A 17,863-nucleotide genomic window follows, 5' to 3' on the forward strand; every position below is an offset into this window, starting at 1 on the left:
ACAGCAGGCCGTCCTCGGCGAGGCGCGCGTCGAGCGCGCGCAGCGCGCGCTCCTGGGCCTGGCGGTCGAAATAGATCAGCACGTTGCGGCAGAAGATGAAGTCGTAGCGCCCCTCGTCGGCCGCCTGCCCGGGGCCGCCCAGCCCGCGCCGCCTGGCCCCGCGACAACGCCCCGCGCCTCGGCTTCGCGCGTGCGGCGGAACGCGAAGGCCAGCGGAATCTTCGCCGAGCTCATCGCCTGGCGCATCACCACGCCGGTCTCGGCCGGCCCGACGAACAGCAGGCCGTCCTCGGCGAGGCGCGCGTCGAGCGCGCGCAGCGCGCGCTCCTGGGCCTGGCGGTCGAAATAGATCAGCACGTTGCGGCAGAAGATGAAGTCGTAGCGCCCCTCGTCGGCCGCCTGGCCGGGGCCGCCCAGCTCGAGCAGGTTGGCGCGGCGAAAACGCACGCAATCGCGGATCCGCGCATCGAGCCGCCAGCCGTCGGCGGTCGGCGTGAAATGGCGGGCACGAAACTCCAGCGCGTGGCCGCGAAACGAATTGCGGCCGTACTCGGCGCGCTGCGCCTGCGCGATCGCGCGTGCGCTGATGTCGAGCGCGTCGATCTGCAGGCGCGCCGGATCGATGCCGGCGTCGACCAGGGCCATCGCCGCCGAATAGGGTTCCTCACCGGTCGAGCATGGCGCGCTCAGCACGCGCAGCGGCAGCGAAGGTTCGGCGCGCAGCCGTTCGAGCGCGCGCGCGGCCAATGCGACGAAGGCCTCGCGTTCGCGGAAGAACCAGGTCTCGGGCACCACGCACTGCTCGATCCAGGCGCGCTGCTCGTCGGCCGAGGCCAGCAGCAGGCGCCAGTGGGCATCGAGATCCTCGTCGTTCAATTGCCGCGCGCGCTGCATCACCGCCGGCGACGCGGCGGCGGCCTCGCCGGCCAGCATCGCGGCGATCCGCTCGGCCAGCGCGCGCGCCACGAAATCGGCGCCGAGCGAATCGGAATCGATGCCGGTCTCGCGCGCCAGCCAGTCGTGGATGCGCATCAGGTTGGCACTCGTCATCGGCGTTCTCCGGCCCGGGCGTCGAGGCTGTCGGCGGCGCCCTGGCCGTCGCCCGCATCCGCGGCCTCGCGCGCCGCGGCGGCATACAGCAGCGCGCGCGCCTCCTCGCCCAGCAGATGACGCACCGTCACCCACTGCAGCACGCCATGCGCATCGTGCGCGACCGGCCCGAGCCAGCGCGCGTGCGGCGTATCGATGCCGCCGTCGTCGAACGCCGCCGGGTCGAGCCGCGCGGTCTGCGTGGCATGCTCGACGATCAGCCCCAGCAGGCGCTCGCCCTCGGCCGCGGCCGGCTCGGCATCGCCGTGCAGCGGCAGGCGCACGCGCACGATCACCAGCCGCGTGGAGCGCAGCGGCGCGGCGGCGCGGCCCAGCGCGAGCCGCGACACGTCGATCACCGGCACCGGCACGCCGCGATGGATCACGATCCCGGCCACCCAGGCGGGCGCGCCCGGGATCGGCTTGGCGGCGGCCAGCGGCAGCACCTCGGCGATGTCGGCGGCATCGAGCGCATACCGCGCGCCCTCGAGTTCGAACAGCAGGAACAGCATGGTGGGGCGGGTCGCGGCGCTCACGCCTCGACCTTGAAGCGCGAGACGCTGGTGCGCAGCCCGTTGGCGACCAGGGTCAGGTCGTCGATCGCCTGCGAGGACTGGCGCAGCGATTCGGCCGTCTGCTGGGCCGCCTCGGACAGTTGCGAGAGCGCCTGGGTGATCTGCTCGGCGCCGCTGGCCTGGGTCTGCATGCCCTCGTTGACGAGCTGGAAGCGCGGCGCGAGGGTCTGCACCTCGGTGATGATCTGCGAGAGCTGGGTGCCGACCTGCTGCACGTCGAGCATGCCGCGCCGCACTTCCTCGGAGAACTTGTCCATGCCCATCACGCCGGCCGACACGGCCGACTGGATCTCCTTGACGGTCTGCTCGATGTCGTAGGTCGCCACCGCGGTCTGGTCGGCCAGGCGGCGGATCTCGGTGGCCACCACGGCGAAGCCGCGGCCGTATTCGCCGGCCTTCTCGGCCTCGATCGCCGCGTTCAGCGACAGCAGGTTGGTCTGGTCGGCGACCTTGGTGATGGTGGCCACCACCTGGTTGATGTTGAGCGCCTTCTCGTTGAGGATCGCCAGCTTGGCGTTGACCGAGCCGGCCGCGTCCATCACGCTGCGCATGGTCTCGCCCATCTGGGTCAGGCCGTTCTGGCTCATGCCGGCCAGGGTGGCCGACTGCTCGGCCACCGTCGACACCTCGTTCATGGTGTGCAGCAGGTCGCGCGAGGTGGCGAAGATCTCGCGCGAGGTGGCGCCGATCTCGGTGGTGGTGGCGGCCGTCTCGTTGGCGGTGGCCTGCTGCTCGCGCGAGGTGGCGGCGATCTCGGCCACCGAGGTGGTGACCTGCAGCGAGGACTGCTGCGCCTGCGCGACCAGCGAGGTGATCTCGTCGGCCATGCGGTTGAAGCCGGTCTCGAGCGTGCCGAACTCGTCGCGCCGGCCGAGCTGCAGGCGCTGGGTCAGGTCGCCGGTGCGCATCACGTCGTGCACGCCGACCAGTTCCGCCATCGGCCGCATCACCGCGCGATACAGCAGCCAGCCCATCACCAGCGCGGCCACCAGCTCGACGGCCACCACCGTGGCCAGCGTGATCTGGGTGCTCGACACCGATTCGCGGATCGACTGCGCCGACTGATCGGCGAAGCTGCGATTCTCGGTAACCAGGATGTTGGCATTGCGGATCACGTCCTCCCACACCGGCGTGCAGCGCGCGTAGGCGCTCACCGCGTCGGCGTGCGAACCGCTGCGTGCCTTCTGCACGGCATCGGCCAGCAGCGGCAGGTAGCGCTCGTAGACGCCGCGGAAGGTCGCGAAACGCTGGCGATCGTCCTCGCGGAAGGTCGATTTCTGGTAGGTGGTGGAAAGCTTCTCGAATGCATCGAGCATGCCGGGGATCTTGTCGAGGTCGGCGGCCGAGGCGGCCGCGTCGGCATCCACGAAGATGGCGCGTTGCATCGCCGTGTAGGACTCGTTGGCCGAGGCGCGCAGCGAGGTGGCCAGGTACACGCCAGGCAGCGAATCGCGCTGGATGCTGTTGGTTTCCTCGTCGATCAGGCGCAGCTTGGTGTAGGAGAAGCCGGCCATCACCAGCATCAGCACGAACAGCGCGCCGAAGCTGAGCAGGATCCGGTTGCCGAGCGTGATCCGCGCGCCGGCGGACTTGGAAGGATGCTCGATGCTTGCGCGAGGCGACACGTTGGCCATGTTTTCGATGTGGGTAGTCAGCGGATGCGTTCGGGAGCCGTCGCGGCACGGACGGCATGGCGCCCGGCGGGGCGCGAGCCAGCACGAGTGTACTGTCTTTACGGCCGCCTAGACAGCCCGGGCGGGCCCGGCGTGGCGGGCGCGCAGCGGTGGCGCGCGGCTCGCGCCGGCGGCGGTCCCTCGAAACAGGGACGGAAGGATGCGCGGCAGGTTCGAGGCGGGAGGAAAAGGCGCGGGAGAGGCGGCCGGGAACCGCTCGCGCCTGAGCGGGCGCGCCCGCTCAGGCGCGCGGCGAGGCCTTGGGCAGCGCGAGACCGGTCATGAAGCCGCGCGCGGTGTAGCGCATCAGGATCTCGCCGCGATGCTTGCCGGCGGCGGCCCGCACGAAGGCCAGGCCGAGCCCGAAGCCGCCGCGCTGGGTGCCGGGCCCGTGGGTCAGGCGCACGAAGGATTCGGTGGCGCTGGCGCGCAGCTCGGGCGCGATGCCCTGCCCTTCGTCCTCGACACCGACCAGCCAGTCCTCGCCGTCGTCGGCGATCAGGCAGCGCACCTCGGCGCCGGCCGGCCCGTACTTGAGCGCGTTGTCGATCAGGTTGGCGACCGCGCGCGTGAGCATCATCCGGTCGCCGATGCAGAGGCACTCCAGCTCGGGCACCCCCACGCTGATCCGGCTGCCCATGTTGCCGGCCTTCTCCCAGAGCTGGTCGGCCGCGTCGAGCAGCACCTCGTTGAGGCTGACCAGCTCGGTCGGCTGCTTCTCCGATTGCGCGCGGGTCAGCTGGATGAAGCCGTCGGCCAGCGCCAGCGCGCGGCGCGCATGCAGCTCGATGCGTTCGAGCAGCAGGGGCATCTCGCCGTGGGTGGCGCGGTAGGTGTCGAGCAGCGAGAGGATCGAGCTCTGCGGCGCGCGCATGTCGTGCGAGAGGAAGTCGAGCACCTCGTCGCGCTGGCGCAGCGTGCGATAGGAATTCGAGTGGTAGCGGATCCGCGCGATCATCTCGATCGGGTCCGGCAGCTTGACCAGGTAATCGTTCGCACCGGCGACGAAGGCTTCGCGTTTGGCCAGCGGATCGTCGTTGACCGAGAGTACGATGATCGGCACCAAGGCCGTGAAGGCCTCCGCGCGCCAGGCGCGCACCATCTCGAGCCCGTCGATGTCCGGCATCACCAGATCCTGCAGGATCACGCTCGGGCGCACCTCGCGCGCGATCTCCAGCGCGGCGTGCGCGTCCGTGCAGACATGCAGCGCGATGTCGGATTCGGCGGCGAGCAGACGACGCACCACCTCGCCGACGAACGCCTGGTCGTCGACGAGCAGCACCGAAATGCCGGATTCATGCGAATCCGGCGCGTAGTCCGTATTGGTTGTTCCGTTCATGGAGTCGTCGCGTGTGCCGTCGCCCGCCGCCAGGGATGGACAGCGGCTGGGTCCATGCGGGGGCGGCTCCGCCTGCGCCCTCTCTGGCGCACTTCCGGTTGTGAATTCCCGGTTTTCGGCGGCATTGCTTCTTTTAGAGAAATATAACTTAATGATTCTAAACGATTTTTATATTTCACGCTGGGGAATCCGACGCACTGGGCATGCGCCATGCTCGTTTGCGACGCAATCGCAGACGACATCCTGAGCAAGCCGCCGGGGCAACCGCCGCGGGCGAAAAAAACCGGCCGCGCCGGGCTTGCGCCACGACGCGGCCGGATTCGCCGCGAGCCGCCTCGGCAAAGGCGTTCAGCCGGGTTGGCGGACCACCATCAGGCGCGGCTCGGTCATGTCCTCGATCGCATAGCGGATGCCCTCGCGACCGAGCCCCGAATCCTTGACGCCGCCATAGGGCATGTTGTCGACGCGGAACGAGGGCACGTCGTTGATCACCACCCCGCCCACCTCGAGCTCGTCCCAGGCGCGATGCGCATGCGACAGCGAATCGGTGAACACGCCGGCCTGCAGGCCGAAATCGCTGTCGTTGACGCGCGCCAGCGCATCCTCGAAGCGCTCGAAGGGTTCGAGCAGCGCGACCGGCCCGAAGGCTTCCTTGCGATAGAGGTCCTGATCGCGGCCGACATGCTCCAGCAGGGTGGCCTCGAACATCGCACCGTCCACCTTGCCGCCGGCCACGATCTTCGCGCCGGCCTGCACCGCCGCCTCCATCCAGCCGGCCAGGCGGCGCGATTCCGATTCGGAGATCATCGGGCCGACGAAGGTTTGCGGATCCTTCGGGTCTCCCATCTTCAGCGCGCGGGTCTTGGCGACCAGCTTCTCGCGCAGCGCCTCGTAAAGGCTTGCGTGCACCAGGATCCGCTGCACCCCGATGCAGCTCTGCCCCGATTGATAGAAGGCGCCGAACACCAGCCGCTCGACCACGTAGTCGAGCCGCTCGCGCTGGTCGGCGTCGACGATCGCGGCCGCGTTGCCGCCCAGTTCGAGCACCACCTTCTTCTTGCCGGCCTTCTGCTTGAGGTCCCAGCCCACCGCCGGCGAGCCGGTGAAGGAGAGCAGCTTGAAGCGCGCGTCGGTGGTGAACAGGTCGGCGCCGTCGCGATGCGCGGGCAGGATCGAGAAGGCGCCCTTGGGCAGGTCGGTCTCGGCCAGCACCTCGCCGATGATCAGCGCGCCGATCGGCGTGCGGCTGGCCGGCTTGAGCACGAACGGGCAGCCCGCCGCGATGGCCGGCGCGACCTTGTGGGCGGCCAGGTTCAGCGGGAAGTTGAACGGCGAGATGAACGAGCAGGCGCCGATCGGCACGCGCTTCACGTAACCCGAATAACCCTGGGCTCGCTTGGAGATCTCCAGGTCGACCAGCTCGCCGCGGATGCGCACCGATTCCTCGGCGGCCACCCGGAAGGTGTCGATCAGGCGCGTGACCTCGCCCTTCGAATCGTTGATCGGCTTGCCGGCCTCGATGCACAGCGCGTCGGCCAGCTCGTCGAAGCGCTCGCGAAAGCGCGTCACGCAGTGATCGAGCACGGCCTGGCGGCGGAACGACGGCCAGGCGGCGAACGGCTTCTCGGCCTCGACGGCGGCCGCGATGGCCGCGTCGATCGCCTTCGCGTCGGCCAGCGCGACGCGCGTGGCGACCTTGCCGCTGTACTTGTCGGTGACTTCGAGATCGGTGTTGGCCTGCACGGCCTGGTTGGCGAGGTAGTACGGGTAGCTTTCCTTCAGCATGGCTTGCCTCCGGTCGGGGGATGCGGGAATCGGCGGCGCCGCGCGCGAGGCGCGGCACCGCGAGGGGGAAACACTCAGAGCTGCGCGGACAGGCGCGGGATCTCGCGGTTCAGGATCCGTTCGTTGTCCGAGTAATCGATCGGCACGTCGACCAGGTGCACGCCCGGCGTGGCGAAGCAGTGTTCGAGCAGCGGCCCGAGCGCGTCGGCCGATTCGGCGCGATGGCCCTGCGCGCCATAGCTCTTCGCGTAGGCGACGAAGTCGGGGTTGTCGAGCGTCATCGCGTAGTCGGGGAAGTTCATGTTCTCCTGCTTCCAGCGGATCATGCCGAAGGCATCGTCGCGCAGCAGCACCACCACCAGGTCGAGCTTCAGGCGCACGGCGGTCTCGAGTTCCTGCGAATTCATCATGAAGCCGCCGTCGCCGCAGATCGCCACCACCTTCTTCTGCGGATGCACGATCTTGGTGGCAATCGCCGAGGGCAGGCCCGCGCCCATCGAGGCCAGCGCGTTGTCGAGCAGCAGCGAGTTCGGCTCGTGGGCGCGCCAGTAGCGCGCGAACCAGATCTTGTACATGCCGTTGTCGAGACAGGCGATGCCGTCCTCCGGCAGCGCGCGCGACAGGTCGTGCACCACGCGCACCGGGTGCAGCGGGAAGCGCGGATCGTCCTCGCCCTTCTTCAGGTGCTCGTCGAAGCGCTCCTTGATTAGCATGAAGCGCGAGAAGTCCCAGCTCTGCTTCGGCGCCAGCGCCTCCTTCATCTGCCAGACCGCGTTGGCGATGTCGCCCACCACCTCGATCTGCGGGAAGTAGACCGGATCGACCTGGGCGCCCAGGAAGTTCACGTGGATCACGGTCTTGTCGTTGCTGCGCATGAAGAACGGCGGCTTCTCGATCACGTCGTGGCCGACGTTGATGATGCAGTCGGCATGGTCGATCGCGCGGTGCACGAAGTCGCCGTCCGAGAGCGTGGCGTTGCCGAGCCACAGCGGATGCGTCTCGTCGATCACGCCCTTGCCCATCTGGGTGGTGAAGAACGGGATGCCGGTGGCGTCGACGAACTCGCGCAGCATGCGCGCGCTGGTCTTGCGGTTGCCGCCCGCGCCGATCATCAGCAGCGGATGGCGCGCCTGGTGGATCGCCTCCACCGCCCGCGCCACGGCCTTCTCCTCGGCCACCGGGCGGCGGCTATAGCTGGCCGGGATCGGCTTGCCGTCGCCCTCCTCGTGCGCGATGTCCTCGGGCAGCTCGAGGTGGGCGGCGCCGGGGCGCTCGTCCTCGGCGCGCCGGAACGCCTCGCGCACCGCCGAGGGGATATGCCCGATCGAGACGATCTGGCGCGTCAGCTTGGTGAGCGGCTGCATCATGTCGACCACGTCGACGATCTGGAAGTGTCCCTGCTTGCTGGTCTTGATCGGCTTCTGGCCGGTGATCATCAGCATCGGCATGCCGCCGAGCTGCGCATAGGCGGCGGCCGTGACGAAGTTGGTGGCGCCGGGGCCGAGCGTGGACAGGCACACGCCCGCCTTGCCGGTCAGCCGCCCGTAGGTGGCGGCCATGAAACCGGCGGCCTGCTCGTGGCGCGTGAGCACCAGCTTGATCCGCGAATGGCGGATCGATTCGAGCAGGTCGAGGTTTTCCTCGCCGGGAATGCCGAACACGTATTCGACGCCTTCGGCTTCCAGCGCCTTGACGAACAGATCGGATGCTTTCATGGGGACTCTCGGTGGATACCGCCCGACCGGCTTACGGCGCGGGCGGTGTGGCAAACGCCCGGGTCGGCCTACGACCCGGGCGGCTCGTTACCTGCAGATGGACCAGATTGAAAAGCATGCCGCGCGCGGCCGGTGCCGGACTTCGGCGCCAGCGTCCGCGGCGGACGACGGGTTTGATTGTAGGAGATCGCGCCGGACGCTGCAGCGATGGCGGGCGCCGTGCAGCGCCAGCGGAAACGAAAGGAATTCGTCAGGAGAAAGCGGGCATCACCACTGGCAGGCGGTGCTGTCCGAGGTGAAGCTCCCGGGATCGTCGACGAAGCCGACGCTGCGGCGCGGCGAGGTTTTCGTGTAGCTCATCGACTCGACGATCGCGCCCTGGCTGAGCATCCGGTACTCGCCGCCCAGCCGGCCGTCGATCACCTCCACCCAGGTGCGATCGAATTCGTCGGGGCGGCCCGGAGCAAGCTCGGTGCCGTGCTCGGACTTCAGCACGATCGGGATCACCGTCTTCGATCCCTTGTAGCGCACGTAGCCGCCCGACCAATTCGTGTCGCTGTCGTAGAACATGCGGAACTCGAAGCGGATCGGCGCGGCGCCCTCGCTGCTCCGGAAGCAGCGCACGTCCTGCTCGATCCTCGCCTGCGCCGCGCCGGCGGCCAGGCCGAGCAAGAGCACGGCGGGCAACAGGGACCTCGGGCCGAGGCGAGGCCTCGCCATGCTTCGCTTCATGATCGCGCTCCGTATCGATGCGCCGGTGTCGATGGCTTCATGGGCAGGCGTGACCAGCGCCTCATTCCATCGCCAGGCGCGCCGTCACTTCCTGCTGGTCCAGCTCGCGCTCGAGCTGGTGCAGCACCTCGTCGTGGATCTCGCCGGCGCGATGCATGCGCAGCATCTCGGCGCGCCCGGCCGCCACCGCGGCCAGCACCACGTCGTAATGGGCGTGCACGTCCTCGGTCGGGAAGGCCGGCTCGTGCTCGAAGCGCTCGGCGATCGACATCCGGTAGCCGTACTGCTCGAGCAGGCGCGGGTGGATCACCTTGCCCTCGGCGTCGCGTACCAGCGGCTGGATCGCGGCCAGCTGCGCGCGGCTCATGCGTGCCCAGGCACGCGGCTCGGTGAGATGCCGCGAGTTCGGCACATGGCCGTCGTGCGGCGACACCAGCCGGATCAGCGGGCCGATGGTGGTGCCCTGCAGCAGCACCGTGACCAGGATCACCGCGAAGGCGGCCACCAGGATCATGTCGCGGCCGGGCATCGCCTCGGGCAGGGACAGCGCGATCGCCAGCGTGACCACGCCGCGCATGCCGGCCCAGCTCATCACGGTGGCGGCGCGCCAGTCCGCATGCAGGCCGGCGCGGCCGAACCAGCGGCGCGGCAGCTTCAGGAACTCGACCGCGAAGATCCACAGGAAACGCGAGCCGATCACGGCCGCCAGCACCGCCAGCAGCATCGGCGTCATGCTCGCGAACACCTCGCCGAAGCCGCCCAGGCGCACCAGCACGCCGCGCAGCGACAGCCCGATCAGCACGAACACCAGGGCCTCGAGCAGGAACACCATGATCTTCCAGAAGGCGGTGGAGCGCACCCGCACCATCGCGCTGAAGATCTCGTGCTGGTGCCAGCCCAGCATCATGCCCATGGTCACCGTCGAGATCACGCCCGACACTTCCAGGGTCTCGCCGGCGATATAGCTGACCCAGCCGCCCAGCACCGCCGAGATCGTGATCAGGTAGTCGTCGGAGAGCAGCTTGATGAAGCGGATCAGCGCCCAGCCGACGATGAAGCCGACCGCCACGCCGCCCAGCCCCAGCTCGGCGAAGCGCAGCACCGCGCCCTGGAAGCTGAACGCGCCGGTCAGCGCGGCGGCCGCCGCGAAGCGGTACAGCACCAGGCCGGCCGCGTCGTTGAGCAGGCTCTCGCCTTCGAGCAGCACCATCAGCCGGCGCGGCAGCGCGACCCGTTCGAGCACCGCCTTGGCGGCCACCGCGTCGGGCGGCGAGACGATCGCGCCGAGCGTGAAGCAGGCCGCCCAGGGCAGCGAGGGCACCGCCCAGTGCACGGCCAGGCCGACCGCCAGGGTGGTGAACACCACCGCGCCGATCGCCAGCATCATGATGCCGCCGAGGTTGCGCTTGAACTCCTCCCACACCGAGAAATAGGCGCCGTCCACCAGCAGCGGCGGCAGGAACACGATCAGCACCAGGTCGGGATCGAGGTTGATGGGCGGCAGGCCCGGCACGAAGGCGATGCCCGCGCCGCCGACCAGCAGCGCGGCGGCGGGCGGCAGCCTCAGGCGTTTGGCGACCAGTTCGAGCACGACGATCGCGGCGATCGACAAGAGGATCAGCTTGAAGGCCGACACGGGAGACATGGAAGCTCCTTCTCCTTGGAGGGGAAACGGGTTGCGGACAGGGTCGCGAAGGATTGCGAACGGTCGCGCGATTACACCATGAGGGCTTGCGCGGCGTCGAGCGGAGAAATGTCAAACGGGATTGAACACGGCGGCGCGTGCCACATGGCTGTCACGCAAGCCGGCCGGGCGTGTGCATGCGAGGGAAACATTGTCGGGGAATCAACCCCGGACGCCAAAGCCGGGTATCGCCGAATACGAAAGGGTTTCGATGACGCAAATATTATTGAATAAAGATGCGAAATTTTCGAAAATCGAAACCCAATCCATTCCCCTTGATATTCTTCATTCTCTTGCTAGACTTTCCCCATTCCGGCATTCGGCAATTAAACAATTGATGACGATAATGAAAATATCAAACATCAGCTCGCGCCCACCGCCTCGTTCGCAGCATCCGATAACGCACAAAACCTCCAATTGACATCAAGAACGAATCACCCCACTTCAATTCAAATCCAGAAAAATCCAGCATAAATCATCATCCCGAGTCGATACGCGACAGAGCCGGCACGAGCTGAACCGTCAAAGGATTTTTCCGTTCAACGCAAAGTCTTTTCCAGGAGCATCAACATGCATCGACGCGATATTCTCAAGATGTCCGGCGCGGCATTGGCCAGTACGCTAGTGTCACTGCTGGAGAGTCGTCCCGCGCAGGCCCAGGGCGTGCCGGCCATCGAGCGTGATGTTTGCGTGATCGGCGGGGGATCCGCGGGAACCTACATCGCCACCCGCCTGCACGACGCCGGCAAGAGCGTGACGCTGCTGGAACGCAAGGACCACCTCGGTGGTCATGCGGAAACCCATATCGATCCGGGCACGGGCACCCCGATCAATGTCGGCGTCCTGTATTTCGAACAAACGCCCGTGGTGCTCGACTACTTCAAACGACTCGATGTGGAGTCCATCGTCAATCAACCCGGTGCCGGCAACAACGCCGCGTTGAGCATCGATCTGCGCACGGGGCTTCCGCTCTCGAACGCCACCCCGCCGTCGCAAGCCGATATCGGCCGCGCACTGGCGACCTACCAGCAGATTCTCGCCACGACGTACCCCTATATCGATGCCGGATTCCAGCTTCCCGACCCGGTCCCGGCGGAGCTCCTCGAACCGTTCGCCGATTTTGCGACGAAGTACGGCCTGCAAGCGCTGGTCCCGACCATCTTCCAGTACAACCAGGGGGCCGGCGATCTGCTCAGAAGTCCTACGCTATACGTCATCAAGCTGTTCGGCCGGGGCGTGGTCGACGCCATTCTCGGCAACGGATTCCTGAGTATCAAGGGGGGAACGGCGCAACTCTACGACAAGGCAGCCCGGTATCTTGGCAATAGCGTCGTGCTGAATGCGCGCCTGAGGCTGATCCAACGCGGCGACTCGCGCATTCGAGTCATGGCGGACACGCCGACAGGCTCCCTGACCATCCTTTGTCGCAAGCTCGTCTGGTCGGCACCGCCTACCCTGGGCAACCTGGCCGACGTCGATCTCGATCGGCGCGAGGCATCGGTGTTCGGCAGATTGCAGTCGAGGTGCTACGCAGTCGGCCTGGCAAGGATTTCCGGTCTGCCGCAGGGGATCTCCATCGTCAACCGGGCGCCCGACAGGCCCTACAACCTGCCGCCGCTTCCGTGCCTGTATACGCTGATCCCGACCCTTCCCGGGCTCTACCTCGTCCTGTTCGGCGCGGAATCGCCGCAACCGGTGGACCTCATCAAGACACAGATCCGACTCCAGGTCGAATCGCTGGCCCAGGCCGGCACGTACCCGGTTCATTTCGACGGGTTCGAGGTCTTGAGCAACCATACGCCGTTCCAGCTCGGCGTTTCCGCACCGGAGATCGCGGCCGGGTTCTACACCAGGATGAACGCGCTGCAGGGATACCGAAACACCTACTACAACAGCGCGGCCTTCCAGACCAACGACTCTTCGCTGATCTGGCAGTTCACGGACGCGCTGCTGCCTCGGATCCTCGGCGCGCTGGGCTGAGGCCAGTTTCCCGGTGCAGCGGGAGCGGCCAACGCAACGGGACCCACGGTTCCCGCGTTGCCGCTTCGGTACCCGGCGAGCCGGGATGCCGACACGTCAGTGCAACGGCAGCCCGGCGCCGGCCCAGCGCGCCGCATAGCTCACCAGGTACAGCACCAGCCCGATCAGGCCGCCCACCACCGTGCCGTTGATGCGGATGCTCTGCAGGTCCTTGCCGATATTGAGCTCGACCTGCCGCGACATCTCCTCGCTGTCCCAGTTGCGCACCGTGTCGCTGATATGCCGCGTGAGGAAGGCCGCGAACTCGGGCGCCATCTCGGCGGCCGCCTTCTCGACGTGCTCGTTCATCGATTCGCGCAGCGCCGGGCTGGCCGCCAGCCGCTCGCCGAGCCAGCCGCCCAGCGCGGCGGCCTGCCGGTGCAGCAGCGAATCCTCGCGCGCCAGATCGGCCTTGAGCCAGTCGCGCAACTGGCTCCAGAGCTCGGCCACGTAGCCGTTGAAGGCCTCGCCGTCGCGCAGGTAGCGCTTGAGTTCCTCGCCCTTCTCGATGAACGCGGGATCGGCCTTGAGCCGCTCGACCAGGCGCGCGGCCGTGGCGTCGAAGCTGCGCCGCAGCCGGTGCTCCGGATCCTCGCCGATCTGGATCAGCACGCGCGTCACCGCGTTGGCGATCAGCTCGGCGCCGTGCTCGCCGAGCCAGGCGGTCGGCATCACGCGCTCCATCTTCGGATATTCGCCCTTGAGCCAGTCGACGATGTAGGAGGCGATCGCGCCGCGCTGCTCGGGCTCGCGCAGCAGCGCGACCAGCTGGGCGATGCCGTCGTCGAGCAGTTGCTGGTGGCGGCCGTCGCGCGTGAGCGTGTCGAGGATCGCGCCGGCCGAACGCGACAGGTCCACCTTGTCGAAGGCGGCGTGCAGCGCGTCCTTGACGAAGCGCTGGATCCGCGCGTCGTCGGTCATCTCCAGCGCGAAGCCGATCAGCCGCGTCGCGTAGCCGCCGAGCACCCGGGTATTGGCGGGCTCCACCAGCCATTGGGCGAGACGCGCGGCCGGGTCGTGGCGCTGGATCAGCGCGACGATCGAGGCCGGATCGAGGAAGCGCTCGCGCACGAACTGCGCGAGATTGTCGGCAATGCGCGCCTTGTTGCGCGGCACGATCTCGGTATGGCGCGACACGATCGGGATCGGCACGCGCCGGAACAGCGCGGCGACCGCGAACCAGTCGGCCAGCGCGCCCACCATGGCGGCCTCGGCCACCGCCTTCACGCCGTCGATCCACGGCCCGCCGGGCACCGCCAGGGTGAGCGCGAACACCGCCGTGACGGCGAGCAGCAGCGCCAGCGCGCGGCGCTTGCTGGCCTTCAGTTCGGCTGACTTGTCGCGCATCGTCGCGTATCGGTATCGCCGGGCGAATCGGCGGAGGTGAGGAAGCGGACCATCAGCACGGTGTCGACGAAACCGCCCGGCACGCTCAGCGCGCGCGGCTCGACGCCGTAGACCTCGAAGCCCGCGCGGACGTACCAGTCGCGCACGCGCGGGTCGGCGCCGGCAACCGCCAGGGTGAGTTGCGCGAGTTCCTCGGCCGCCTCGGCGAGCACCGCGTCGAGCAGCGCGCGGCCGACGCCGAGGCCGCGCACGCGCGCCTCGACGAACACGCCCCACAGCACGCCCTTGTGGCGCTCGCGCGGGCCGGGCTCGCGCCGCAGGCCGGCCATGCCGACGATCTCGCCGTCGCGATAGGCGCCGAACACGGCGGTGCCCGCCAGGCGCTCCACGAAGTGGTCGAGGCCACGCGCGGCCTCGAGCTCGTAGGTCGAGCCGAACGCGCCGGGATCGGCTTGCAGGGCGGCGAGCCGGATGGTCCGGTAATCCTCCGCCCGCGACGGGCCGAGACGGACGATTTCGAAGGCGGCGGGAAGCTCGGGAGCAGACGGCAAGGACATGCGTCGATCAGGGCGGATGAGGAATCGTCCGATGGTACACCGGCGATTGGCGGGCGGTTCTGGTGGTTTCGGCGGCTCCGGCAACATCGGCGGCATCGGCGGCATCGGCCGCCGGCGCCGCCTCCCGCGCCGGCCGGTTGCCGCATCGCAAGCGCCCCCGTAGAATCGATCCGCACATTCCAGGCCCGGCGCCCCCGCCCGCCGGCGCCCCTCGTCCCGTTTCGAAGGAGTCCGCAGCGTGCCGGCCATTTCCGCTCGACGCGAATCCCGTGCCCGCCATCCGGCGCGCGCGGCTCGACGCCTCGCCGTCGCCGGCCTGGCCGCGCTTGCCCTGGTCCTGAGCGGCTGCGCGACCCACCCGCCCGCCACCTCGCTGCCACGCCCGGTCACGCACGCGCTGCCGCAGGACACGCCCACCCCGCTACGCGACGCGCTGGCCGCGCCCGAGCGCGCGCATCCGGGCGAGTCGGGCTTCCGCGTGCTGTCGGTCGGCACCGACGCGCTGCAGATGCGCATCGCGCTGGCCCGCGCGGCCACCCGGACGCTGGACATGCAGTACTACATCGCCACCGAGGACACCACCGGCAAGCTGCTGCTGGCCGCCGCGCTCTACGCGGCCGATCGCGGGGTGCGCGTGCGGATGCTGGTGGACGACCTGAACTTCAAGGACATCGGCCAGATCATGGCCTCGCTGAACGCGCACCCGAACATCGAGATCCGCGTGTTCAACCCGTTCGGCGCGACCCAGCGCGGCATGTTCGCGCGCACCGCCGATCTCGTCACCAAGATCGACCGCTTCACGCGGCGCATGCACAACAAGGCGATGATCGCCGACAACCAGCTCGCGATCGTGGGCGGCCGCAATCTCGGCGACGAGTATTTCAGCGCCAGCCCGACCCTGCAGTTCCGCGATCTCGACGTGCTGGCGGCGGGCCCGGTGACGGCCGACATCTCGTCGAGCTTCGATGCCTACTGGGCCAGCGCGAGCGCCTATCCGCTGCGCGCGCTCAACCACCAGCGCTTCTCGCCGCAGGACCTGGACCAGGCGCGCGACGCGCTGCGCGAGCACTGGCGCGAGAACGCCACGCCCTACGACGCCAAGCCGCTCAACGCCACCCCGCTGGCCGCGCAGATCGCCGGCGAGCAGCTCGGCCTGGTGTGGGCCCGGGCCGAGTTCAAGGCCGATTCGCCCGAGAAGATCACGATGGCGAGCGGCACCTACCAGAGCCCGCCGATGCAGACGCTCGCCAACCTCGCCAAGGAGGCGCGCAGCGAGTTCCTGGTGTTCTCGCCGTATTTCGTGCCGCACGATGCCGGCGTGGAGGCGCTCGGCGCGCTGACCGCGCGCGGCGTGCGCGTCGCGATCCTGACCAATTCGCTGGCGGCCACCGACGCGGTGGCGGTGCAGGCCGGTTATGCGCCCTATCGCGTGCCGCTGCTGCGGCGCGGCGTCGAGCTCTACGAGTTCCGCGCCGAGCAGCCGCCCACCGCCAGCTTACGGCTGTTCGGCTCGCGCTCGCGCGCGAGCCTGCATGCCAAGGCCTATGTGATCGACCGTTCGACCCTGGTGATCGGTTCGCTCAATCTCGATCCGCGCTCGGCCTACCTCAATACCGAGCTGGCCCTGGTGATCCGCAGCCCGCAACTGGCCGGCGAAGTGGCCGGGCTGTTCGACCACGTCACGCAGCCGACCGAAAGCTATCGCGTGACGCTGGCCGAGCCGGCCTCGTCCGCGGCGGGCGGGCCGGCCGCGCAATCGCCGCTGCTCTGGACCGATGTCGAGCACGGGCAGCTGCGCACCTACAGCGTCGATCCGGGCGCGGGTTTCGTGCGCAATGCGCTGACCGGCCTGTTCCGCATGCTGCCCGTCGACGGTCAACTCTGAGGCGCTTCGTGACGGCGACGTGACAGGCCGGGCGCGTGCCCAACAGACACGCGCTCATCGGCTGCGCTTACCCGAGGGGAACGTGCCTACTTCAGCGCCGCGCGGATCCGCTCGGCCATCGCCTCGAGCTCCTTCGGATCGGCCACGTCGCGCGAATGCGCGCCGAGCGGCTGGGTGGCCCAGCGCGGGATCAGGTGGAAGTGCACGTGCGGCACGGTCTGGCCGGCCGCCGCGCCGTTGAACTGGCCGATGAACAGGCCGTCCGGGCGCAGCGCCTCGCGAATCGCCAGCGCGATGCGCTTGGTGACGCGGATGCATTCGGCAGCGGCCTCGTCGGACAGCTCGTAGAGCATCTCGGCCGCTTCCTTCGGCACCACCAGGGTGTGGCCCGGCGACTGGGGCATGATGTCCATGAACGCGATGGTGCTGTCGCTCTCGTACACACGCGTGCAGGGCAGCTCGCCGCGCAGGATTTTCGCGAAGATGTTCTTGTCGTCGTAAGCCATGATCTCGGTCGTCGTCGGGGTTGGGGTGAACGGGAACGACGATTCTCGACGCTCGCGCGCGAACGCGCAAGCGTGGCCCCAACTGTGCTTCAACTGTGCTCCGCGCCCTTACAGCAGGCTGCGCAGCGCCACCGCCGGATCGGCCAGCCGCGCCGCGTCGAGCGGCACGCGCGCGGCCGCCAGCCGGCGGCACACCGCCATCTCGCGCCCCGCGTCGATCACCGCCGCCGCCGCGAGCCGCCCTTCCCCGTCCAGCCCGAACACCGCGAACGGCCCGCTGCCCGGCTCGCCGCGCAGCACGCGCCGCTGCCCCGGCTCGAACCAGCCGAGCGTCTGCAGGTTGCTGTCGTACTGATCCGACCAGAGCCAGGGCAGCTCCGCGTAAGCGTCCTCGCCGCCGAGCAGGTTGGCCGCCGCCACGGCCGGCTGGCGCTCGGCGATCTGCCAGGATTCGGTGCGCACGTGGCGCCCCGCCAGCGGATGGAAATGCGAGGTGACCTCGCCGGCCGCGAAGATCGCCGGATCGAGCGTGCGGCAGCCGGCGTCGACGCGGATCCCGTCCGCCACCTCCAAGCCCGCCGCCTGCGCGAGTTCGACGTTGGGCACCACGCCGATCCCGACCACCACCACGTCGGCCGGCACCTCGCCTTCGCTGGTTTCCACCAGCAGCGCGCCGCCGGAATCGCGGGGATCGCGCCGCACGCGCTCGGGCAGCACGCCGAGCCGCACCTCGACGCCATGCCGCCGATGCAGGGCCAGCGCATGCTCGCCCACCTCGGGCGGCATCGCGCGGCCGAGCAGGCGCGCGGCCGGATCGATCACGCTGACCCGGCAGCCGAGCCGCACCGCGCTGGCCGCCACCTCCAGGCCGATGAAGCCGCCGCCGAGCACGGCCACGCGCAGGCCCGGCCGCAAGGCATCGCGCAGCGCGCGCGTATCGGCCAGCGTGCGCACGTA

The 17,863-nt window shown here is 69.0% G+C and carries 13 protein-coding genes and 2 pseudogenes; 2 read left to right on the top strand and 13 right to left on the bottom strand.

Annotated elements, in window-relative coordinates; genetic code table 11:
- The 9 genes and pseudogenes from F3J10_RS27285 to F3J10_RS27325 all read right to left on the bottom strand — a co-directional run.
- Positions 1 to 106 (bottom strand): annotated as a pseudogene (locus F3J10_RS27285) (CheR family methyltransferase); the annotation flags it as partial.
- Between the two features lie 65 nt (positions 107 to 171).
- Positions 172 to 1,050 (bottom strand): annotated as a pseudogene (locus F3J10_RS27290) (protein-glutamate O-methyltransferase CheR); the annotation flags it as partial.
- Positions 1,047 to 1,601 carry a chemotaxis protein CheW gene (locus tag F3J10_RS27295; RefSeq protein WP_167243424.1) on the bottom strand — a complete coding sequence of 185 codons (555 nt, stop codon included), beginning with the start codon at positions 1,599 to 1,601 and terminating at the stop codon, positions 1,047 to 1,049. The pseudogene F3J10_RS27290 and the gene F3J10_RS27295, both read right to left, overlap by 4 nt.
- Positions 1,602 to 1,621: 20 nt before the next feature.
- Positions 1,622 to 3,298, bottom strand: coding sequence for a methyl-accepting chemotaxis protein (locus F3J10_RS27300; protein WP_025100430.1), 1,677 nt, complete (start codon positions 3,296 to 3,298; stop codon positions 1,622 to 1,624).
- Positions 3,299 to 3,578: 280 nt separating this feature from the next.
- Positions 3,579 to 4,676: a hybrid sensor histidine kinase/response regulator gene (locus F3J10_RS27305; protein ID WP_166915596.1), complete on the bottom strand. Its 1,098-nt coding sequence runs from the start codon at positions 4,674 to 4,676 to the stop codon at positions 3,579 to 3,581.
- A gap of 348 nt (positions 4,677 to 5,024) precedes the next feature.
- Complete coding sequence (locus F3J10_RS27310; RefSeq protein ID WP_025100428.1) at positions 5,025 to 6,461, bottom strand: aldehyde dehydrogenase family protein; 1,437 nt, start codon at positions 6,459 to 6,461, stop codon at positions 5,025 to 5,027.
- 74 nt (positions 6,462 to 6,535) lie between these two features.
- A complete protein-coding gene (locus F3J10_RS27315; RefSeq protein WP_025100427.1) occupies positions 6,536 to 8,176 on the bottom strand; it encodes an acetolactate synthase large subunit in 1,641 nt (546 codons plus the stop codon).
- 267 nt (positions 8,177 to 8,443) lie between these two features.
- Positions 8,444 to 8,863 carry a hypothetical protein gene (locus F3J10_RS27320; RefSeq protein WP_166915594.1) on the bottom strand — a complete coding sequence of 140 codons (420 nt, stop codon included), beginning with the start codon at positions 8,861 to 8,863 and terminating at the stop codon, positions 8,444 to 8,446.
- A 106-nt stretch (positions 8,864 to 8,969) separates the two neighbouring features.
- Complete coding sequence (locus F3J10_RS27325) at positions 8,970 to 10,553, bottom strand: Na+/H+ antiporter (RefSeq protein WP_166915593.1); 1,584 nt, start codon at positions 10,551 to 10,553, stop codon at positions 8,970 to 8,972.
- 609 nt (positions 10,554 to 11,162) lie between these two features.
- Between F3J10_RS27325 and F3J10_RS27330 the strand changes: the two genes are divergently transcribed.
- On the top strand, positions 11,163 to 12,572 hold the full coding sequence (locus tag F3J10_RS27330; RefSeq protein WP_167243421.1) for an NAD(P)/FAD-dependent oxidoreductase: 1,410 nt from the start codon (positions 11,163 to 11,165) through the stop codon (positions 12,570 to 12,572).
- Positions 12,573 to 12,668: 96 nt separating this feature from the next.
- Here the strand turns inward: F3J10_RS27330 and F3J10_RS27335 are convergent, their stop codons facing one another.
- Positions 12,669 to 13,958 carry a DUF445 domain-containing protein gene (locus F3J10_RS27335; protein WP_025100423.1) on the bottom strand — a complete coding sequence of 430 codons (1,290 nt, stop codon included), beginning with the start codon at positions 13,956 to 13,958 and terminating at the stop codon, positions 12,669 to 12,671.
- A complete protein-coding gene (locus F3J10_RS27340) occupies positions 13,934 to 14,515 on the bottom strand; it encodes a GNAT family N-acetyltransferase (RefSeq protein ID WP_166915589.1) in 582 nt (193 codons plus the stop codon). Before F3J10_RS27340 ends, F3J10_RS27335 begins: the two co-directional genes overlap by 25 nt.
- Positions 14,516 to 14,762: 247 nt before the next feature.
- Between F3J10_RS27340 and F3J10_RS27345 the strand changes: the two genes are divergently transcribed.
- Positions 14,763 to 16,400 carry a phospholipase D family protein gene (locus tag F3J10_RS27345; RefSeq protein ID WP_029951049.1) on the top strand — a complete coding sequence of 546 codons (1,638 nt, stop codon included), beginning with the start codon at positions 14,763 to 14,765 and terminating at the stop codon, positions 16,398 to 16,400.
- 86 nt (positions 16,401 to 16,486) lie between these two features.
- Here F3J10_RS27345 and F3J10_RS27350 read toward each other — a convergent pair whose 3' ends face one another.
- Together F3J10_RS27350 and F3J10_RS27355 are read right to left on the bottom strand one after the other, a co-directional pair.
- The gene (locus F3J10_RS27350; protein WP_013690989.1) at positions 16,487 to 16,906 is read right to left on the bottom strand and encodes an HIT family protein; all 420 of its coding nucleotides are present in this window, start codon (positions 16,904 to 16,906) and stop codon (positions 16,487 to 16,489) included.
- Positions 16,907 to 17,014: 108 nt separating this feature from the next.
- On the bottom strand, positions 17,015 to 17,863 hold an 849-nt coding region (locus tag F3J10_RS27355; RefSeq protein ID WP_167243422.1), incomplete at its 5' end, for an FAD-dependent oxidoreductase.

Source organism: Burkholderia sp. Cy-637, assembly GCF_011753175.1.
In the GTDB taxonomy this organism is placed as follows: Bacteria; Pseudomonadota; Gammaproteobacteria; order Burkholderiales; family Burkholderiaceae; genus Burkholderia; species Burkholderia gladioli.